Genomic DNA, 17,527 nt, shown 5'->3' with positions numbered 1-17,527 from the left:
TAAGGCGTCCTTCCCTGCATAAAGGGGAGTCAGGCCGGGTCGAGCGGGAGGGTGCGGCCCAGCACCGCGAACGGCCGCGGGTCGCCGGCGAACTGGTAGTGCCGCAGCACATCCTCGAAGCCGACCCGCCGGTACAGCCGCCACGCGCGGGACGGGCCCTCCGGCGTGGACAGCAGGACCCGCTCGGATCCGATGCCGTCGAGCAGGCCGCGCAGCAGCCGCTCGCCGATGCCGCGGCCCTGGGCGTCCGGCAGCACGTGCAGCTCGGTCAGCTCGAAGTAGTCGCGCATCCACTCGTCGACGATGGTCGGCGTGGACAGCGCCGTGAGGCCGCGGCGGACCTGCTCGTGCCACCACTGGCCGGCGGCGCCGCGATAGCCGTAGCAGATGCCGACGAGCGCGCCGTCCTGGTCGAGCGCGCCCACGCAGCGCCAGCCCGCCCGGATCATGTGCGCCAGCCACATGGGCGCGCGCTGCTGGGCGGTGCCGCTGGGGTAGCGCATCGCCGTCACGTACAGGTTGAGCGCCTCGGGCAGGCGGGCGCGCAGCGTCTCGGCGCTGAACTCGACCAGCCGCTCGGTCTGTGGCGACGCAGTCATCGCTGGTCTCCGGCCACGGTCGCAGGGGTGCCGCCGGTGACGGCGACCAACTCGTCGAAGGTCGTCGGGTACACCGCGTTCGGGTGCCCGGCGGCGGCCCAGACGACGTCGTACTCGGCGAGGTGCACGTCCACCAGGGTACGGATCGGCGCGGGGTGGCCGACGGGGGAGACGCCGCCGATCACCTGACCGGTGTGCGTGCGCACCGCGTCCGGGTCGGCCCGCGACACCTTGCGCACGCCCACGAGCTCGGCGAGGCGCTTGGTGTCGGCGCGGTGCGCGCCGGACGTCAGCACGAGCAGCGGCTCGCCGTCGGCCAGGAAGAACAGGCTGTTGGCGATCGCGCCGACCGGCACCTCGACCGCCTCGGCGGCCGCGGCGGCGGTGCGGACCGCGTCGTCGAGCACCCGAATCCCCGCGGCGGCCCCGGTCGCGCCCTTCGACTCCAGCACGCCGCGCACCGTGCTCACCCCTGGGTGCTCCTGATCCCTCACGCAGGCAATGACACCACGACTCGGCAAGTGGCCCCCAACGGGGTTGAACGCGCCGCCCCCGACGCGCTATTCTCGAACTATCGAACAGATGTTCGATCCGAGCCGCCGGCTTCCCCACGGCGGAGACGTCGAGCCACGACGCCGCGAGGAGGCCGCTGATGTCTGTGCCCGTTCGTCTTCCCGAGTCCTTCCTGGTGTCCACGCCGCCCAGGTCGCGACTTCGCGCGGTTCCCTCGCCCGGCGCGTCGCCCTCGGCGCGGACCCTGCTCGCGCAGGCCCGGCAGGGGCTGCTGCAGGCCGAGCACGAGGCGGACCCGGCCGAGCGCTACGTGCGCGCGCACCTCGCGGCGCTGCGCGGCGCGGCCGCGGTGCTCGCGCTTCGCGGGCGGCCGCACCGGACCCGCACCAAGCCCATGAGCGCCTGGGTGCTGCTCACCAAGGTGGCGCCCGAACTCGCCGAGTGGGCCGCCTTCTTCCAGTCCTGCGCCGCCACGCGGCACGCCGTGGAGTCGGGCATCACCCGGCTGGTGTCGCCGCGCAGCGCCGACGACCTGGTCCGGCAGGCCGGCCAGTTCCTGGAGCTGGTCGACCGGGCCGTGCACGGGGCGGGGAGGTGACCGGGCGGGCCCTCATCGACCACGACAGGTTGCTCGAAGTCCTCGGTGCCGAGGGAGAGCTGATGGCCGACACGGCCGACGGCGCTCCACCGGGGCTGACCATCCCGAGCCGGCCGACCAGCACGCTGGCCGACACCATTCGGCACGTCGGCGGCGTGTTCCGGATGGTCGCCGCGCGGCTGCGCGGCGGCAACGGGCCGGTGCGGTGGGAGAGCACGCCGCCGCCCGGCGGCGCGCTGGTGGAGTTCCTGCGCGGCGGGCTGCACGACCTGGTCGATGAGTTGGCGGCGCATCCCGCCGACGAGGTGTGCGACACCTGGTGGACGCTGGACCGGACGTACGGGTTCTGGCGGCGTCGGATGGCGCACGAGGCGACCATGCACCGGATCGACGTGCAGTCCGCGGTCGGCGTCGAGGTGCTGTCGGTCGACGAAGGCGTTGCCGCGGACGGCATCGACGAGGCGCTGACCCTGTGGTTCGCGCACCGGCTGTCGGTGATCGGGGTGTCCGGCAGCGCGGAGTTCAGGGTCGCCGTGCGCTCCGGCGACCGCGTCTGGCTCGTGTCGTCGCACGGCGACAACAAGGCCGCGTGGCGGGCGTCGCCGGCCGACGCCGAGAAGGCGCAGGCCACCGTGTCCGGTGATCCCATGGTCGTCTACCTGTGGCTGTGGGGGCGGTCGCCGTTCAGCGCCGTCCGCATCACCGGCGACACCGACGCCGTCGCCGCGCTCTGGGCGTTGCTGCGCCTGGCCACCCACTGAGGAGCGGATCGGACGGGGATCCCTGCGCCGTCCGATCTCCTTCTGGCCCGATCTCCCGCTGGCCGGTCCTCAGTGGATTCGCTCCACCGCGTCCTTGGCCTCCTTCAGACCGACGCCCGTGAGCTCCCGGTAGCGCTTGATCGCCTCGATCTTCCGGCCCGCGCGGGCCAGCAGCACGACGTCCTGGTCCGGACCCGGCTCCGCCACGTCCAGGTGGCGCATCACCAGGTCCAGCTTGGACTCCAGCCGTTCCAGCCGCCGTTCCAGCTGCCTGGTCGAGCCGCCCCGGCCGACCAGCGCCGCCAGCAGCACCAGCACGGCCGCGGCGAGCAGCAACGCGTTCAGTGTCGGGTCCATGCGCGCACGGTAAGCCTTGACGTGGAGGTTCCCGCCGGTCACGCTACTGAAATGCAATATATTAGTCGCCTGGACCGGCCGCTGCTGCGGGATCGCGCGCTCGAGATGATCCGGCAGGCCATCGTCTCCGGCGACCTCGTGCCCGGCGAGGCCATCCGCGACCTGGAGCTCGCCGAGCGCCTGGGGCTGTCGCGTACGCCCGTCCGGGAGGCGTTGAGCCACCTCACCGAGGAGGGCCTGGTCGAGTCCAAGCCGCACAGCTACACGCGGGTCACCCCCATCGACCCGGTGGCCGTGCGGGATGCGTTGCAGGTCGTGCAGGCCATGCACGGCTTGGCCCTCCGGTTGGCGATGCCGCTGCTGACCCCCGACGATCTGGCCCGCATGCGTGCCGCCAATGCCCGCTTCGGGGCCGCCCTGGCCGCGGGCGACATCGCCGAGGCCCTGGCGGCCGACGACGACTTCCACCGCGTGCCGGTGGAAGTCTGTGGCAACTTCGCCGTCGCCGCGACGATCCAGCGCTACACGCCGCTCGTGCGACGCCTTGAGTATCAACGGTTCTCGTCCAGCTGTGGGGTCGACTCGGTGGCCATGCACGAGGAGATCGTGTTGGCGTGCGAGCAGGGCGACGCGGAGTTGGCCGCCGGGCTGACGGAACGCAACTGGGCGACGCTCGCCGCGGAGCTGACGGAATCCGCTGACCCCGCCATGCAGTCCGACTCGATCGCATCCGAGCCGCCCGGTTCCGCCGAGTGAGCCATTCCTGACTATTCCTCGTTTTCCTCGACCTGATGGGAGTTTCGCCGTGGCACTTGAGGACTTCGCGCGCTATCCGCTGATGTTCGGGCCGTCGCCGGTGCATGCGCTGGAGCGGCTGAGCGACCATCTGGGCGGGGCACGGGTGTGGGCCAAGCGGGAGGACTGCAACAGCGGCATCGCCTACGGCGGCAACAAGACCCGGAAGCTGGAGTACCTGGTCGCGGACGCGCTGGCGCAGGGGTGCGACACGCTGGTGTCGATCGGCGGCGTCCAGTCGAACCACACCCGGCAGGTGGCGGGGGCGGCGGCGCGGGCGGGGCTGAAGTGCGTGCTGGTGCAGGAGAGTTGGGTGGAGTGGGCGGACCCGGGCTACGACCGGGTGGGCAATATCCAGCTGAGCCGCCTGATGGGCGCGGACGTCCGCCTGGTGGACTCGACGTTCGGCATCGAGTTCAAGCGCAGCTGGCAGGACGCGATCGAGGAGATCGAGGCGGCGGGCGGCCGGCCGTACGCGATCCCGGCGGGCGCCTCGGACCACCGGCTGGGCGGGCTGGGCTTCGCGGGCTGGTCCCGCGAGCTGGAGCAGCAGGAGCGCGAGCTCGGGGTCTTCTTCGACACGATCATCGTGTGCTCGGTGACCGGCGGCACGCACGCGGGCATGGTCGCCGGCTTCACGGACCGCGGCCGCGAGCGCCGGGTGATCGGCATCGACGCGTCGGCCAAGCCGAAGGAGACCTTCGACCAGGTGACGCGGATCGCCAACAACACGGCGGAGCTGATCGGCGCGGACGAGCCGCTGGAGATCGTGCTCGACGACCGCTACCACGCCGGCGTCTACGGCGTGCCGGACGAGCGGACGCTGGACGCCATGCGGGTCGCGGCCCGGACCGAGGGCATGATCACCGACCCGGTCTACGAGGGCAAGTCCATGGCCGGCCTGATCGACCTGGTGGCCCGGAAGGAGATCCCCGCGGACAGCACCGTGCTCTACGTCCACCTGGGCGGACAGCCGGCGCTGAGCGCGTACAGCTCCCTCGGTTGACAAGGGATCCCTCTCCCGCTTAATCTCTCATCAAGTAAGAGACTTGAATGGCAAGTCACTTGCGATGCGAGGTAGTTGCCCGATTCCTGGGAGGGGAAGACCGAGATGGACACCACGCAGATCAACCTGGGCGAGACCGAACAGATCCACGCCCACTACACGCCGGTGAAGAAGCTGGGCCACTGGACGACGGCGACCCGGTTCCACGTCAAGGCCCGCCGCGGCCTGGTCGTGCTGGACCTGCGCTCGCCGCGGATCCCGGACGGCGACATCGACATCGAGCTGGACGGCGACCACTCGCTGGTCAAGCTCCTGGTCGCGGAGAACGACGTCGTCGACCACTGGGACCTGTGCTGGCTGGGCCGCGGCAAGGTCAAGGACCACGAGGGCACGGCCACCGACGGCCGGCGCATCCGCGTGCACGGCGAGGTCCGGCACGGGGAGATCCGGGTCCGCCGCGGCGGCACGGCCCAGCTCACGGCGATGTTCTCCCGCGAGTACGTCGACGACGTGCGGCGGGCGCACCGCGAGGGCGGCATGCCGACGGTGGACGACCCGACCCGGGTCGCCTGAGCCGGCACATTTCCGAAGCGCCGCGCGTTCGTTCGGGGGAGCGAGTGCGCGGCGCTTCCTATGCCCGCAGACGGAGGCCCTTCGGGGTCGCGCGGAAGCCGGCGTCCTGGAGGACCACCGACAGCTTGGAGCCCAGGGCGCCCTCGCCGTCGGCGCGTTGCACGGCCAGCTGCCCGAGCCAGCCCTCACGCACCGACCGGGCCAGCGCCTCGGCGGCGAGGCGGAGCTCCGGCTCGGACTCGGTGAACGACAGCAGCGACTTGCCGCCGCGTTCGACGTACAGGGTCGGGACGCCGTCGACCAGCACCGCCAGGGCGCCGGCCTTGCGCGCCGGCCGGTGCTTGCCGTCGCCGACGGGATCGGGCCAGGGCAGGGCCGCCCCGTACGGCTGGGCGGGATCGGCGGCGGCGAGGACCAAGGCGGTGCCGTCCAAGGATGTCTCGCCGGGACGGGACAGCGCCCGCAGCTGGTCGACGGCCCCACGCGCGGCGAACTGGGCCGCGCCGAGGCCCTCGACGACGTAACCCCGGATGACCTGCCCCGAGTCCTCCATTGCGCGCAGAACCCGGTACACGCCGCTGAAGCCGCCGGACACGCGCTCGGTGTCCAGGGCTCCCCGCGTCAGAACTCCGTGCCGCTCAAGGAAAACCTCGGCACGGGCGTGGGCGCGCCGGGTGGGATCCGCCTCGCGGGCCGGCGCCAGCGACCACCGCCCGGACACCGTCGGAGGGCCGGTGCGGCTGGGCATCTGGGCCCGGCCGAGCCGCGCGTACCGGCCGCGCGGCGACGGACGGCGGGGCTTGTGCGCCGCGCCGCGACCGGAGACGAGGGAACGCAGCGGCGCCAACGTGTCGTTGGTGACGAGCCCGGCCCACACGAGGTCCCACAGCGCGGTGACCACGGCCTGGTCGTCGACCGGATCCTCGACGAGACCGATGACCCGGTCGGTGACCTGCCGGAAGAACAACGCGCCGCCGTCCAACGCCGTCAGCACGGCCGAGTGCAGCGGCGACTCGGGCGCGGTCTCCTCGAGATCGGGCAGCACGAGGTCGGCGACGTCGGCGGGGGCCAGCGCGATCCAGCCGTCGCCGCCGGCCAGCGCCCCGCATCCGGCCCAGGTGACCTCGCCGGTCGCGGTGAGCTCGTCCAGCAGCGCGGGGTAGTAGCCGGGCAGGCGGGACGGCAGGATCAGCGACTCCAGGCCGCTGGCCGGCAGCGGCGCGCCGGCGAGCTGCTCGACGACCGACAGCACGTCGTCGACGGTCGGCGCGGTCCGCAGCCGCCGGGAGACGCCGTGCCAACTGGGCAGAAATCGGCCGTACGCGGCCTGCTCGACGGGCTCGACCTCGGCGCGAATCCGGGCCAGCGATGCCCGGCGGAGCCGCCGCAGCACCTCGGCGTCGCAGTACTCCGTTGTTCCAGCCCCGCCGATGCTCGGGTGCGGGTGTCCCGCAAGAGGTCTGAGCTCGCCGCGCACCAGCCGCCCGGCGCCGGTCAGCCGGTCCAGGACCCCGTGCACGACGGCGACGCCGAGCCCGAAGCGGGCGGCGGCCTGCGCGGCGGGGAACGGCCCTCGCGTACGGGCGTAGCGGGTGAGCAGGTCGCCGAGCGGATCGGCCACCGGCTCGGTGAAAACCTCCGGCACGCCAACGGGAAGCGCCGCGCCGAGGGCGTCCCGCACCCGACCGGCGTCCTCGATGGCCAGGTAGCGCTCGGCGCCGGCGATCCGCACCTGGATCGCCCGCCGCTCGGCCACCAGCTGCGCCAGCCACTCCGCCTTGGCGCCGCGCTCGGCGGCCTCCTCGACGGTGAGATCTCCCAGCAGCCGCAACAGGTCCGCGGTCTCCTCGACGTTGCGGGCGTGCCGATCGGGGGCCAGCCGCTGGAGCTGCTGTTCGATCTCCTCCAGCACTTCGGGGTCGAGCAGCTCGCGGATCGCCTCGGAGCCGAGGAGTTCGGCCAGCAGCGTCGTGTCCAGCGACAGCGCCGCCGCCCGGCGCTCGGCCAGCGGCGTGTCCGTCTCGTACAGGAACATGCCGACGTAGCCGAAGAGCAGGCTGCGCGCGAACGGAGACGCCTGCGGGGTCTGCACCTCGACGACCCGCACCCGCCGCGACCGCACGTCGCCCATGAGCTCCCGCAGCCCGGGCAGGTCGTAGACGTCCTGGAGGCACTCCCGCATCGCCTCCAGCACCACCGGGAACTGCTCGTACTGGGACGCCACGGCCAGCAGCTGCGCCGACCGCTGGCGCTGCTGCCACAGCGGCTGCCGCTTGCGGGGATCCCTGCGCGGCAACAACAACGACCGCGCGGCGCACTCGCGGAACCGGGCGGCGAACAGCGCCGAGCCGCCGACCTCGGCGACCACGATCTGCTCGACCTCCTCCGGGTCGAGCAGCATTTCCTCGGCGGCCGGCAGCACGTCGGCGCCGGTGTCGTCGAACGCCTCCGGCAGCCGCACCACGATGCCGTCGTCGGAGTGCGCGACCTGCGGGTCCAGGCCGCGGCGCTCCCGCAGCCGGGCCCCGATGGCCAGCGCCCACGGCGCGTTCACCTGCGCCCCGAACGGCGAGTGCACGACGATCCGCCAGTCGCCCAGCTCGTCCCGGAACCGTTCCACCACAATGGTTCGGTCGTCCGGCACGTGCCGGGTGGCCTGCTTCTGCTCGTCCAGGTACGTCAGCAGGTTGTCGCACGCCCACTCGTCCAGGCCCGCGTCCACCGCCCGCTCGCGCGCCTTCGCGGCGTCCATTCCGGACACTTCCCGGACGAACTTCCCCAGCGCACGGCCGAGTTCCAGCGGACGGCCGACGGTGTCGCCCTTCCAGAACGGCAGCCGCGCCGGCTCGCCGGGGGCCGGCCGCACGATCACGCGGTCGTGGGTGATGTCCTCGATGCGCCAGGAACTGGTGCCCAGCAGGATGTTGTCGCCGACCCGCGACTCGTACACCATCTCCTCGTCCAACTCGCCGACCCGCGAGCCGGGGCGGCCGTCCTCGCCGCCCGGCGTCATGACGGTGAACAGCCCGCGGTCGGGGATGGTGCCGCCGGAGGTGACCGCCAGCCGCTGCGCGCCGGGCCGGCCGCGCAGCTCGCCGGCGATCCGGTCCCACACCACGCGCGGCCGCAGCTCGCCGAACTCCTCGCTGGGATAGCGGCCGGCCAGCATGTCCAGCACGGAGTTGAGCGCCGAGTCCGGCAGTCCGGCGAACGGCGCCGCGCGCCGCACGACCGACGCCAGGTCGGTCACCGACCACGGCTCCATCGCCACCATGGACACGATGTGCTGGGCCAGCACGTCCAGCGGATTACGGGGATAGCGCACGGATTCGATGGCGCCGACGGACATCCGCTCCGCGACCACCGCGCACGCCACCAGGTCGCCGCGGAACTTCGGGAACACCACGCCCTTGGACACCGCGCCGACCTGGTGCCCCGCGCGGCCGACCCGCTGGAGCCCGGACGCGACCGTCGGCGGCGCCTCGACCTGCACGACCAGGTCCACCGCGCCCATGTCGATGCCCAACTCCAGCGACGACGTCGCCACCACGCACGGCAGCCGGCCGGACTTGAGCTCCTCCTCCACGAGCGTGCGCTGATCCCGTGACATGGAGCCGTGATGCGCCTTGGCGATCACCGGCGAGGCCCCGGTGGTTATCCCCGAACCACCGACGGCCTCGGCCGGAAATCGCTCCATCTCCACGGGTTCCGCTGTATCGATCCTCTCGGCGCTGAGTTCATTCAGCCGAGCGGTCATCCGCTCGGCCAGCCGCCGCGAGTTGGCGAACACGATCGTCGACCGGTGCTGGCGCACCAGCTCCAGCACCCGCTGCTCCACCGACGGCCAGATCGACGTGCGCTGCTCCGGCCCGGAGGCCGCGCCGCTGACCTCGCCGGTCGGCTCGCCGAGGGTGGCCATGTCCGCGACCGGCACCTCGACGCTGACCTCGATGGTCTTGCTCGCCGGTGGCTGCACGACCTTGATCGGCCGGCCGCCGGCCAGGAACGCGCCGACCTCCTCGACCGGCCGCACCGTCGCCGACAGCCCGATCCGCTGCGCCGGCTTCGGCAGCAGCGCGTCGAGCCGCTCCAGCGACAGCGCGAGGTGCGCCCCGCGCTTGGTGCCGGCGACGGCGTGCACCTCGTCCACGATCACGGTCTGGACGCCGCGCAGCGACTCGCGCGCCGCCGACGTCAGGATCAGGAACAGCGACTCGGGTGTGGTCACGAGGATGTCCGGCGGCGTGCGGGCGAAGGCGCGGCGCTCCTCTGCGGGCGTGTCGCCGGTCCGCATGCCCACGGTGATCGCCGGGTCCGGCAGCCCGAGCCGGTGCGTCGCCTGCCGGATGCCGGCCAGCGGCGCCCGCAGGTTGCGCTCCACGTCCACGGCCAGGGCCTTCAGCGGCGACACGTACAGCACGCGGCAGCGGTGCTGCTTCTCGGCCGGCGGCGGCTCCGACGCCAGCCGGTCGAGTGCCCAGAGGAAGGCCGCGAGCGTCTTGCCGGAGCCGGTGGGCGCGACGACCAGGGCATGCTCGCCGGCCGACACCGCCGTCCAGGCCCCCTGCTGGGCGGCGGTGGGCGCGGCGAAGGCCCCCGTGAACCAGTCCCTGGTCGCGGGGGAGAACACCGACAGTGCTTCCGCCATGGACCCATCATGACAAGCGGGTCTGACACTTCCGGCACCAGTGCCTCTGACCTGCGGAAACGTGACTTTCTCTTGACACCGGGAAATGGTCTAGTCCATTTTCATCAGCACGTGTGTGCGTCACTCGATGCCCAGGCCGCCACCCCTGCGCATGGAGGTAGCAGCTATGTCACGGAAGTGGACACGCTGGTTAGCCGGAGCGGTCGCCGCCGCCACGGTCGTGCTGGGCACCACCGCCACCGCGGCGGCCGCCTCGAACCTGCTCGCCAACCCGGGCTTCGAAGCCGGCAACACGAGCGGCTGGACGTGCAGCGGCGCCACCACGGTGAGCAGCCCGGTGCACAGCGGCTCGTACGCGCTCGCCGCCACCCCGGCCGGCCAGGACTACGCCCAGTGCAGCCAGAAGGTCACCGTGCTGCCGAACTCGGCGTACACGCTGTCCGCGTACGTGCAGGGCAGCTACATCTACCTCGGCGCGACCGGCACCGGCGGCACCGACCCGCAGACGTGGACGGTCTCCGGCAGCTACACGCAGCTGTCGACCAGCTTCACCACCGGCGCCAACACCACGAGCGTCACCGTCTACATCCACGGCTGGTACGGCCAGCCCACGTACTACGCGGACGACTTCGTGCTCAGCGGCCCCGGCGGCGGTGGCGGAACCCCGACCGCACCGGCCGCCCCCACGGGGCTGACCGCCCCCAGCACCACGTCGTCGAGCGTGTCGCTGGCCTGGACGGCCCCGTCCGGTGACGTCACCGGCTACAACGTGTACCAGAACGGCACGAAGGTCGGCACGGCGTCAGGCACCTCCTACACCGCCACCGGGCTGTCCGCCTCGACCACCTACTCCTACGCCGTGACGGCGTACAACTCGGTCGGCGAGTCGCCCAAGTCCAGCACCGTCAGCGCCACCACCACGGCCAGCGGCGGTGGCAACCCGGGCGGCTCGCTGCCCGCGCACGTGCTCACCGGCTACTGGCAGAACTTCGTGAACAGCGCCAAGGCGTTGAAGCTGGCCGACGTGCCCACCAGCTACGACCTGGTCGCGGTGGCCTTCGCCGACGCCACGGGCACCCCCGGCGCCATCTCGTTCACGCTGGACTCGGGCCTGTCCAGCGCGGTCGGCGGCTACTCCGACGCGCAGTTCACCGCGGACATCGCCACCCTGCACTCCCGCGGCCAGAAGGTGATTCTGTCGGTCGGCGGCCAGAACGGCACCATCAGCGTCGGCGACTCGTCCTCGGCGACCAACTTCGCCAACAGCGCCTACTCCCTGATCCAGAAGTACGGCTTCGACGGCGTCGACATCGACCTGGAGAACGGGGTCAACGCCACCTACATGGCGCAGGCGCTGCACTCGCTGGCCGGCAAGGTGGGCTCCAGCATGATCGTGACGATGGCGCCGCAGACCATCGACATGCAGTCCACCGGCATGGCGTACTTCCAGCTGGCGCTGAACATCAAGGACATCCTGACCATCGTCAACACCCAGTACTACAACTCCGGCACCATGAACGGCTGCGACCAGGGCGTCTACGCCGAGAGCACGGAGAACTTCGTCACCGCGCTGGCCTGCATCCAGCTCCAGGGCGGCCTGCGGGCCGACCAGGTCGGCCTGGGCCTGCCGGCCACCAGCGGGGCCGCGCCCAGCGGCGGCTACCTGGCGCCGAGCACGGTCAACGCCGCGCTGGACTGCCTGGCCAAGGGCACCAGCTGCGGCAGCTTCAAGCCGTCGGCCACGTACCCGACGCTGCGGGGCGCGATGACCTGGTCCATCAACTGGGACGCGTCCAGCGGCTACGCCTTCGCGAACACCGTTCACCCGCACCTCGCCGGCATGTAAGACGTGCGACACCGTACTTGCGGTAACCCTTAACTGCTGTCGAATGTCACGTGCGGCCCATTCCTGCCGGGAATGGGCCGCACGCGTTTCTATTCACTCGATCGGGTGGGTATGCCGGGGCAATGTGCCCGCGTATTGATTACCAATGGGTAGTAGAAAAGCTTTTCTACTCAATTTTAGGGAGACGGCAACAGCGGGTGTTCGGCTGACTTCGCTGTGCGGACGGGTGGTTGTGATGGCAACGGACGGTCGTTACCGTGACGTGTCCGGACGGCGCGCCGGGCCGCCAGGTCACGGTTGCGTTTCGTGTTCTCCCTGGTAGGCGGGAGTGTCCGGCGGCCGGGCGGTGCACGTTTTCCTGGTGTGTCTGCACGAGCCACCCTGGACCATGCGGCCGATGGCTGCGTACTCCTCACGGTCGGTAGCGGCGTGTTCACCAGTGCGGATCCATTCCCGGGAATTTTCCCAGGGTGCTTGTGAGGGCGGCCACGCAGCGTTAGCGTTCTCTCTGCGTCCAGGAAGTCGGTGGGACGACTGCCGGGACGTAAGTCGCGCCGAAGGGCTTTGGGAATGGTTCTCCAGGGGCGACGAAGCACGGGGCAAGGGGTGTCGGGGGTGTATCGGGTCGCCGGCCGTGGCGGAGACGACCTGATTTACCCGGCGCGTGGGGTGCACAACCGTAGTTGGTAAGCCGATTCGCCGGAGATTCTCCAGTCGAGGGCGGGTCACCACCCAAATTCACGTGCGGGGACAGATGAATAACTTGGCACAGGTGCTACCTGTGGGGACCGACAACGCGCCGGCGCCGAAGCCGGTGGCCGCGTACGGTCCGCAGGACGAGCAGTTCAGACGGCTCGTCGACGCGGCGGTCAACCGTGATCCGGTGGCCACGCAACGGGTGTTGGAGTCGATCAGGCCGGTCGTGCTGCGGTACTGCCGGGCCCGGATCGGTCGACTGGACCGGTCGTTCGCGTCGGCGGACGACGTGGTGCAGGAAGTGTGTCTGTCGGTGATCTCCGCGTTGCCGTCCTATCGGGACCAGGGTCAGCCGTTCCTGGCCTTCGTGTACGGCATCGCCCAGCACAAGGTCGCGGACGCGCACCGGGCGGCGGCCCGCAACCGGTCGCTGCCGGTGCCCGAGGTGCCGGACCGCGCCGAGACGGTGGCGGGCCCGGAGCAGCGGGTGCTCCAGGACGAGTTGCGCGGCTCGATGGACCGGCTGTTGGCGGTCCTGTCCGACAAGCAGCGCGAGATCGTGGTGCTGCGGGTGGTCGTCGGCCTGTCGGCCGAGGAGACCGCCGACCTGGTGGGGTCCACTCCCGGAGCGGTTCGGGTGGCCCAGCACCGGGCGCTGACCAGGCTGCGCAAGCTGGTCGGCAACACGAAGGAATTCTGAAGGTCGGGCACCCGATGGGGTGAGGGAGTGTCATCCCATCGGGCTCGTGACGGGCTCGGTCAACCGGCGCACCCGGCGCCGTGCCGTGTGGCAGCATCTGCGCGAAGCCAGAGTTGAGGGGGCCGCGTGCGGGTGCTGTCGATCGACGTGGGGACGTCGAACACGGTGGCGGTGTTGGCGGTGTCGGGGCAGCAACCCCGCGTCGTCGAGGTCGACGGCGCGGCGACCATGCCCACGGCTGTCTACGCCGACGAGGCGGGCGTGATCCTCGTCGGCCATGACGCTGTCCGCCAGTCCCGTGTGGACCCCGCGCGCTTCGAGGCGAATCCGAGGCGCCGTATCGACGACGGTGTGCTGAAGCTGGGTGGCAGCGTCGTCCCGGTCACCGACGCGCTCGCCGCCGTGCTGCGGCGGGTCCTCGACGAGACGGTGCGCCAGCTCGGCGGCGCGCTGCCCGACGAGTTCCGGCTCACGCATCCCGCCGGCTGGGCCGAACCCCGTCGCAACACCCTGCTGTCGGCCGCGCGGCTCGCGGGCGTGACCGGCGAGATCGTCCTCGTGCCGGCCCCCGTCGCCGCGGCCGCCCACTTCTTGGCCACGCGCCGGGTCACCCCGGGCGCCGCCATCGCCGTGTACGACCTGGGCGCGGGCAGTTTCGACGTCGCCGTCGTCGCCGCGACGCCGCCGGGATTCACCGTGCTCGCCGAGGACGCGCTGCCCGATCTCGGCGGCGCGGGCGTGGACCAGGTGCTGCTGGAGTACGTGGGGCGGCAGGTCTCCAACCGTGACGCCGCGAAGTGGCAGCAGCTCCAGTCCACCGAGCTCATCGAGCCGGTGCGGGCGGCCAAGGAGACGCTGTCCCGGCAGCCGCAGGCCGAGATCCCGATGCCCGAGCCGTTCCCGGACGTGCTGGTCACGCGGCCGGAGCTGGAGGCGCTGGTCCGGCCGAGCCTGTCGCGGAGCGTGGAGCTGCTGACGTCGACGATCGCGGCCGGCGGCGTGCAGCCGGGAGCGGTCTACCTGGTCGGCGGGGCGAGCCGGATGCCACTGGTGGCCGCGCTGATCGGGGAGCGGCTGCGGTCCGTGCCCGTGCTGGACCAGCCCGAAACCGCCGTCGCCCTGGGCGCACACCTGGTGCCGCACAACGGCGTGACGATCCGGACGCCGGCGCCGCAGCACCATTCCGTTTCGCAGCAGCAGTACCCGAGTGCCGGCGACTTCATGGCTTCGGCGCAGTTCCCGCAGCTGCCCGCGCCTCAGGCTCCTCCCGTTCGCAAGGCCGCGCCGAAGGGGACATTGGTGGCGCTGGGCGCGATCATGGTGGTCGCGCTCCTGGTGCTCGGCGGGTTCCTGGTGTTCGGGCGGCACTCGTTCCCCAGCGCGGCGGACTGCTCGGGCCAGCCGGGATCGCCGGACGACAAGGGCTTCACCAGCTGTACGCGCCAGCTCGCCGGGCCCGTCGCCGACCAGGGCGACTGCCACGGCGGCTACGACGGCAGCGGCGTCACCGTGCCGGGGCTGGCCGGCAGCACCGTCACCTGTCACACATCGGGGCAGACCGTGGTCTATATCCAGGCAGGGTCGCTCGATGAGGTGAACAAGGAGGTGGCCGCGATGATGGACGCTTATCCCGACAGCGCCAAGGTGAAGGCGTCGTGGAAGGGCAACGGACTGTCCGGCGACTACGAGGCGCTCGCGGCCAGCGGCGTGGGCGTCGTCGTGTTCACGGTGTCGGACCGCCCGCTCGTCGGCGTGCTCACCGCGCCGGCCACGTCCGCGCCGGGCTCACTGACCGCTGCCAAGGCGGCGGGCGCGTTCGAACGTTCGGTGCAGCCCGGTACCTGATTGGTGGTCAACGGCGATGTCCGCCGCATGTGACGATCGATCGGTGGACCGCAGCCATCCCGCGCAGCGCCGGGTGCTCGGATTTCTCATGGGCACACAGGCCGTCGGCTCGATCGGTGTCGGCACCGGCATCACGCTCGGCGCCCTCACCGCGACCACGCTCTCCGGGTCGGTGGCGGTCGGCGGCCTCGGGGCGACCGCGATCGCCTTCGGCGCCGCGCTGCTTGCGGTGCCGGTGGCGCTGCTGGCCGGTCGGTTCGGACGCCGTCGGGCGTTGGCTTCCGCTTACGGCGTCGGGGTTGTGGGCGCTGTCGGGTGTTTCGTGTCTACGGCTGTTGGCTCGTGGCCGTTGCTGTTGGTGGCGTTGACGGTCTTCGGCGGCGGCACCGCGGCGACGCTGTCCGCCCGGTACGCGGCCGCCGACCTGGCCCATCCGGGCCGGCGGGCCGGCGCGATGTCGACCGTGGTGTGGGCGACGACGGTCGGTGTGATCGCCGCGCCGAACCTGGCCGCGCCGGCCTCGGCCTTCGGCGCCGGCGGGCCGTTCCTGGTGTCCGCCGCGGCGTTTCTGCTTGCCGGCTGCGGAGTTCTGATCGGTCTGCGGCCGGATCCGTTGCTGGCCGGCCGGGTTGCCGTCGTCGTCGGCGACAGCTGTTGCGGTGTGGGCGCTTCCGAGCTGCCCCGCCGGCACACGCGCGCCGAGGTGTGGCAGGTGATCGGCCCGAACGTGCGGCTAGCGTTGCTAGGGGTGGCCCTGTGCAACACGGCGATGACCGGGATGATGTCGATGATGCCGGTGCAGATGACCGGCGGCGGTTCGACGCTGACGGTCGTCGGCATCGTGGTGAGCGTGCACGTCACCGGCATGTACGCGGCGAGTCCGCTGTTCGGCGCGCTGGCCGACCGGATCGGGCGTGTACCGGTGCTAGCTCTCGGAGCGGCGTTAGTTGTTGCCGGGGCCGGCGTCTGCGGCATGGCGTCGGCGCACGACGCTCCGCAGATGGCCGTCGGCATGATCATGCTCGGTTGCGGGTGGTCGGCCGGCGTCGTCGCGGGTTCCGCGCTGCTCACCGAGTCCGTGCCCGCCGGGCTGCGGCCGTCCACCCAGGGGCTCGCCGACCTGGTGCTCAACGTCGGCGGCGTGCTCGGTGGCCTGCTCGCCGGCCTGATCATGAGCGCCTGGTCGTTCACCGTGCTGGGGCTGGTCGTCGGGTTCGCCGCGCTGCCGCTGCTGATGGCGTGCATGGGGACGACCCTGCGGCCGGTGGCCCCGGATGCGGAGCCACCGGCCGGTGCTCAGGACGTCGGCACCGCGCGGATGAGCCGGGTCTCGCCCGGGCGCAGCGTCGCGCTGTAGCTGCCGCTGACCGTGCCCTTCGCCTTCTGCGCCCACAGATCCGTCACCGCGACGCTGCCGGTGGTGATGCCGACCTGCGACCAGGTCACCGTGATCGTGGCGTTGCCGCTCGTGCCCGTGTTGAACAGGGCCACCACGTAGGCGCCGGACGGTTCCTTCTTCACCCACACCTGGTTGTTGCCGCTCTTGACGATGCGCTTGGCCGCGATGGCGTCCTGGTCGACGCTCAGCACGGAGTCGTTGGTCAGCATCGCCTTGTCGGTGGCGTCGATGGCGGTGAGGTCGGTGCCCAGCAGCAGCGGGGCCGAGGCCATCGCCCACAGCGTCAGGTGGCTGCGGCGCTGGTCACTGGTCAGGCCGGTGTTGTCGCCGTTGCCGATCTCCAGCGAGTCCAGGTCGTTCCAGCCGCCCGGGCCGGCGTACTGCTGCCAGTTCGACGCCGTGTCGAACCTCGCCGACACGTGTTTCCAGTCCGTGAGCGGGAAACTGGCGCCTCCTGTGCCGCAGTAGCACTCGACGTCGCCCTGTGTGCGCCAGCCGTTCGCGTACTGCTGCCACGTCGTGGCGTCCGCGATGGACAGATTGTTCGACAGCTCGAAGTGGATCGGCCGGCCCGAGTTCCTCAGCGCCTGCGACCACGCCTTGACGTCCGGGATGTCCGGGCTGCCGACGCCGTCGATCTTGAGGTAGTCGACGCCCCAGTCCGCGAACTGCTTGGCCCAGGAGTCGATGAACGCCTGCGCGCCCGGCTTGCTGTAGTCGATGCCGTACATGTGCTTGCAGTTGTAGTTCTTCTCCTGGGTCGAGGTCACCGCGATGTCCTGCGCGTGAAAGCTCGTGCCCGCGATGGGGGAGTTGTTCTTGACGGCGTTGGCCGCGATGCCCGGCGTCACGTACAGCCCGAACTTCAGGCCGTCCGCGTGCACGTGGTCGGCCACCGCCTTGATCCCGCCGGGAAACTTGCCGGTGTCCGCGACCCATCGCCCGTTGCCGTCCACCGTCGGGCCGTTGCTGTCGCACTTCATCCAGAAGTCGTCCAGGTTGACGTACTGGAATCCGTGCTGGGCCAGCCCGCTGGACTTGATCGCGTCCGCCTGGGCGTCGATCTTCGCCGCCGTCGGCGCCTTGCGGATGAAGCTCCAGCTGCTCCACCCCATCGGCGGCTTCGCCGCCAGCCCGTTGTTCTCGGCGTTCGCCACGGGCGTTGTCGCCACTACGCTTCCTAGCACTGCT

The 17,527-nt window shown here is 71.5% G+C and carries 14 protein-coding genes; 9 read left to right on the top strand and 5 right to left on the bottom strand.

The window, feature by feature from the left end; translation table 11 throughout:
* Nucleotides 1-29: 29 nt before the first annotated feature.
* On the bottom strand, nt 30-599 hold the full coding sequence (locus tag BCF44_RS09455; RefSeq protein ID WP_116173813.1) for a GNAT family N-acetyltransferase: 570 nt from the start codon (nt 597-599) through the stop codon (nt 30-32).
* Nucleotides 596-1,069 (bottom strand): YbaK/EbsC family protein, encoded by a 474-nt coding sequence (locus BCF44_RS09450; RefSeq protein ID WP_246014913.1) that lies wholly within the window; start codon nt 1,067-1,069, stop codon nt 596-598. The genes BCF44_RS09455 and BCF44_RS09450 overlap by 4 nt, the downstream gene beginning before the upstream one ends.
* 182 nt (nt 1,070-1,251) lie before the next feature.
* Here BCF44_RS09450 and BCF44_RS09445 point away from each other — a divergent pair, with 182 nt between their 5' ends.
* On the top strand, nt 1,252-1,710 hold the full coding sequence (locus BCF44_RS09445) for an SAV_6107 family HEPN domain-containing protein (protein ID WP_170217438.1): 459 nt from the start codon (nt 1,252-1,254) through the stop codon (nt 1,708-1,710).
* Between the two features lie 62 nt (nt 1,711-1,772).
* Nucleotides 1,773-2,471, top strand: coding sequence for a maleylpyruvate isomerase family mycothiol-dependent enzyme (locus BCF44_RS09440; protein ID WP_116174253.1), 699 nt, complete (start codon nt 1,773-1,775; stop codon nt 2,469-2,471).
* A 69-nt stretch (nt 2,472-2,540) separates the two neighbouring features.
* Here BCF44_RS09440 and BCF44_RS09435 read toward each other — a convergent pair whose 3' ends face one another.
* Entirely contained in the window at nt 2,541-2,828 is a 288-nt protein-coding gene (locus BCF44_RS09435; RefSeq protein WP_116173811.1) for a ribosomal protein bL12, read from the bottom strand.
* Nucleotides 2,829-2,879: 51 nt separating this feature from the next.
* On the opposite strand from BCF44_RS09435, the gene BCF44_RS09430 reads away from it, so the two are divergent.
* The 3 genes from BCF44_RS09430 (at nt 2,880) to BCF44_RS09420 (ending at nt 5,202) form a co-directional block, all read left to right on the top strand.
* A complete protein-coding gene (locus tag BCF44_RS09430) occupies nt 2,880-3,584 on the top strand; it encodes a GntR family transcriptional regulator (protein ID WP_116173810.1) in 705 nt (234 codons plus the stop codon).
* A 49-nt stretch (nt 3,585-3,633) separates the two neighbouring features.
* On the top strand, nt 3,634-4,629 hold the full coding sequence (locus tag BCF44_RS09425; protein WP_116173809.1) for a 1-aminocyclopropane-1-carboxylate deaminase: 996 nt from the start codon (nt 3,634-3,636) through the stop codon (nt 4,627-4,629).
* Nucleotides 4,630-4,734: 105 nt separating this feature from the next.
* On the top strand, nt 4,735-5,202 hold the full coding sequence (locus BCF44_RS09420) for a hypothetical protein (RefSeq protein ID WP_116173808.1): 468 nt from the start codon (nt 4,735-4,737) through the stop codon (nt 5,200-5,202).
* 58 nt (nt 5,203-5,260) lie between these two features.
* On the opposite strand, the gene BCF44_RS09415 is transcribed toward BCF44_RS09420, so the two are convergent.
* Complete coding sequence (locus BCF44_RS09415; RefSeq protein ID WP_116173807.1) at nt 5,261-9,850, bottom strand: ATP-dependent helicase; 4,590 nt, start codon at nt 9,848-9,850, stop codon at nt 5,261-5,263.
* Nucleotides 9,851-10,016: 166 nt separating this feature from the next.
* Between BCF44_RS09415 and BCF44_RS09410 the strand changes: the two genes are divergently transcribed.
* From BCF44_RS09410 to BCF44_RS09395, 4 genes are all read left to right on the top strand, one after another.
* Complete coding sequence (locus BCF44_RS09410) at nt 10,017-11,696, top strand: chitinase (protein ID WP_116173806.1); 1,680 nt, start codon at nt 10,017-10,019, stop codon at nt 11,694-11,696.
* Nucleotides 11,697-12,510: 814 nt separating this feature from the next.
* The gene (locus BCF44_RS09405; RefSeq protein WP_281283099.1) at nt 12,511-13,092 is read left to right on the top strand and encodes a sigma-70 family RNA polymerase sigma factor; all 582 of its coding nucleotides are present in this window, start codon (nt 12,511-12,513) and stop codon (nt 13,090-13,092) included.
* Nucleotides 13,093-13,218: 126 nt separating this feature from the next.
* Nucleotides 13,219-14,937: an Hsp70 family protein gene (locus BCF44_RS09400; protein ID WP_116173804.1), complete on the top strand. Its 1,719-nt coding sequence runs from the start codon at nt 13,219-13,221 to the stop codon at nt 14,935-14,937.
* A 43-nt stretch (nt 14,938-14,980) separates the two neighbouring features.
* A complete protein-coding gene (locus BCF44_RS09395) occupies nt 14,981-16,294 on the top strand; it encodes an MFS transporter (protein WP_246014912.1) in 1,314 nt (437 codons plus the stop codon).
* Here the strand turns inward: BCF44_RS09395 and BCF44_RS09390 are convergent.
* Nucleotides 16,234-17,508, bottom strand: a complete 1,275-nt coding sequence (locus BCF44_RS09390) for a glycoside hydrolase family 27 protein (RefSeq protein ID WP_211352963.1) — start codon at nt 17,506-17,508, stop codon at nt 16,234-16,236. The two genes, BCF44_RS09395 and BCF44_RS09390, sit on opposite strands and share 61 nt — an antisense overlap.
* Nucleotides 17,509-17,527 lie beyond the last annotated feature (19 nt).

Source organism: Kutzneria buriramensis (genome assembly GCF_003387475.1).
In the GTDB taxonomy this organism is placed as follows: domain Bacteria; phylum Actinomycetota; class Actinomycetes; order Mycobacteriales; family Pseudonocardiaceae; genus Kutzneria; species Kutzneria buriramensis.
The sequence above is the reverse complement of the archived record's forward strand: the minus strand, read 5'-3'. Positions and strand labels throughout refer to the sequence as shown.

Bases quoted from the DNA above. Each gene is read 5' to 3' on its own strand.
- BCF44_RS09455 (WP_116173813.1), bottom strand. From the start codon at position 599: ATGACTGCGTCGCCACAGACCGAGCGGCTGGTCGAGTTCAGCGCCGAG.
- BCF44_RS09445 (WP_170217438.1), top strand. From the start codon at position 1,252: ATGTCTGTGCCCGTTCGTCTTCCCGAGTCCTTCCTGGTGTCCACGCCG.
- BCF44_RS09440 (WP_116174253.1), top strand. From the start codon at position 1,773: ATGGCCGACACGGCCGACGGCGCTCCACCGGGGCTGACCATCCCGAGC.
- BCF44_RS09435 (WP_116173811.1), bottom strand. From the start codon at position 2,828: ATGGACCCGACACTGAACGCGTTGCTGCTCGCCGCGGCCGTGCTGGTG.
- BCF44_RS09430 (WP_116173810.1), top strand. From the start codon at position 2,880: ATGCAATATATTAGTCGCCTGGACCGGCCGCTGCTGCGGGATCGCGCG.
- BCF44_RS09420 (WP_116173808.1), top strand. From the start codon at position 4,735: ATGGACACCACGCAGATCAACCTGGGCGAGACCGAACAGATCCACGCC.
- BCF44_RS09415 (WP_116173807.1), bottom strand. From the start codon at position 9,850: ATGGCGGAAGCACTGTCGGTGTTCTCCCCCGCGACCAGGGACTGGTTC.
- BCF44_RS09410 (WP_116173806.1), top strand. From the start codon at position 10,017: ATGTCACGGAAGTGGACACGCTGGTTAGCCGGAGCGGTCGCCGCCGCC.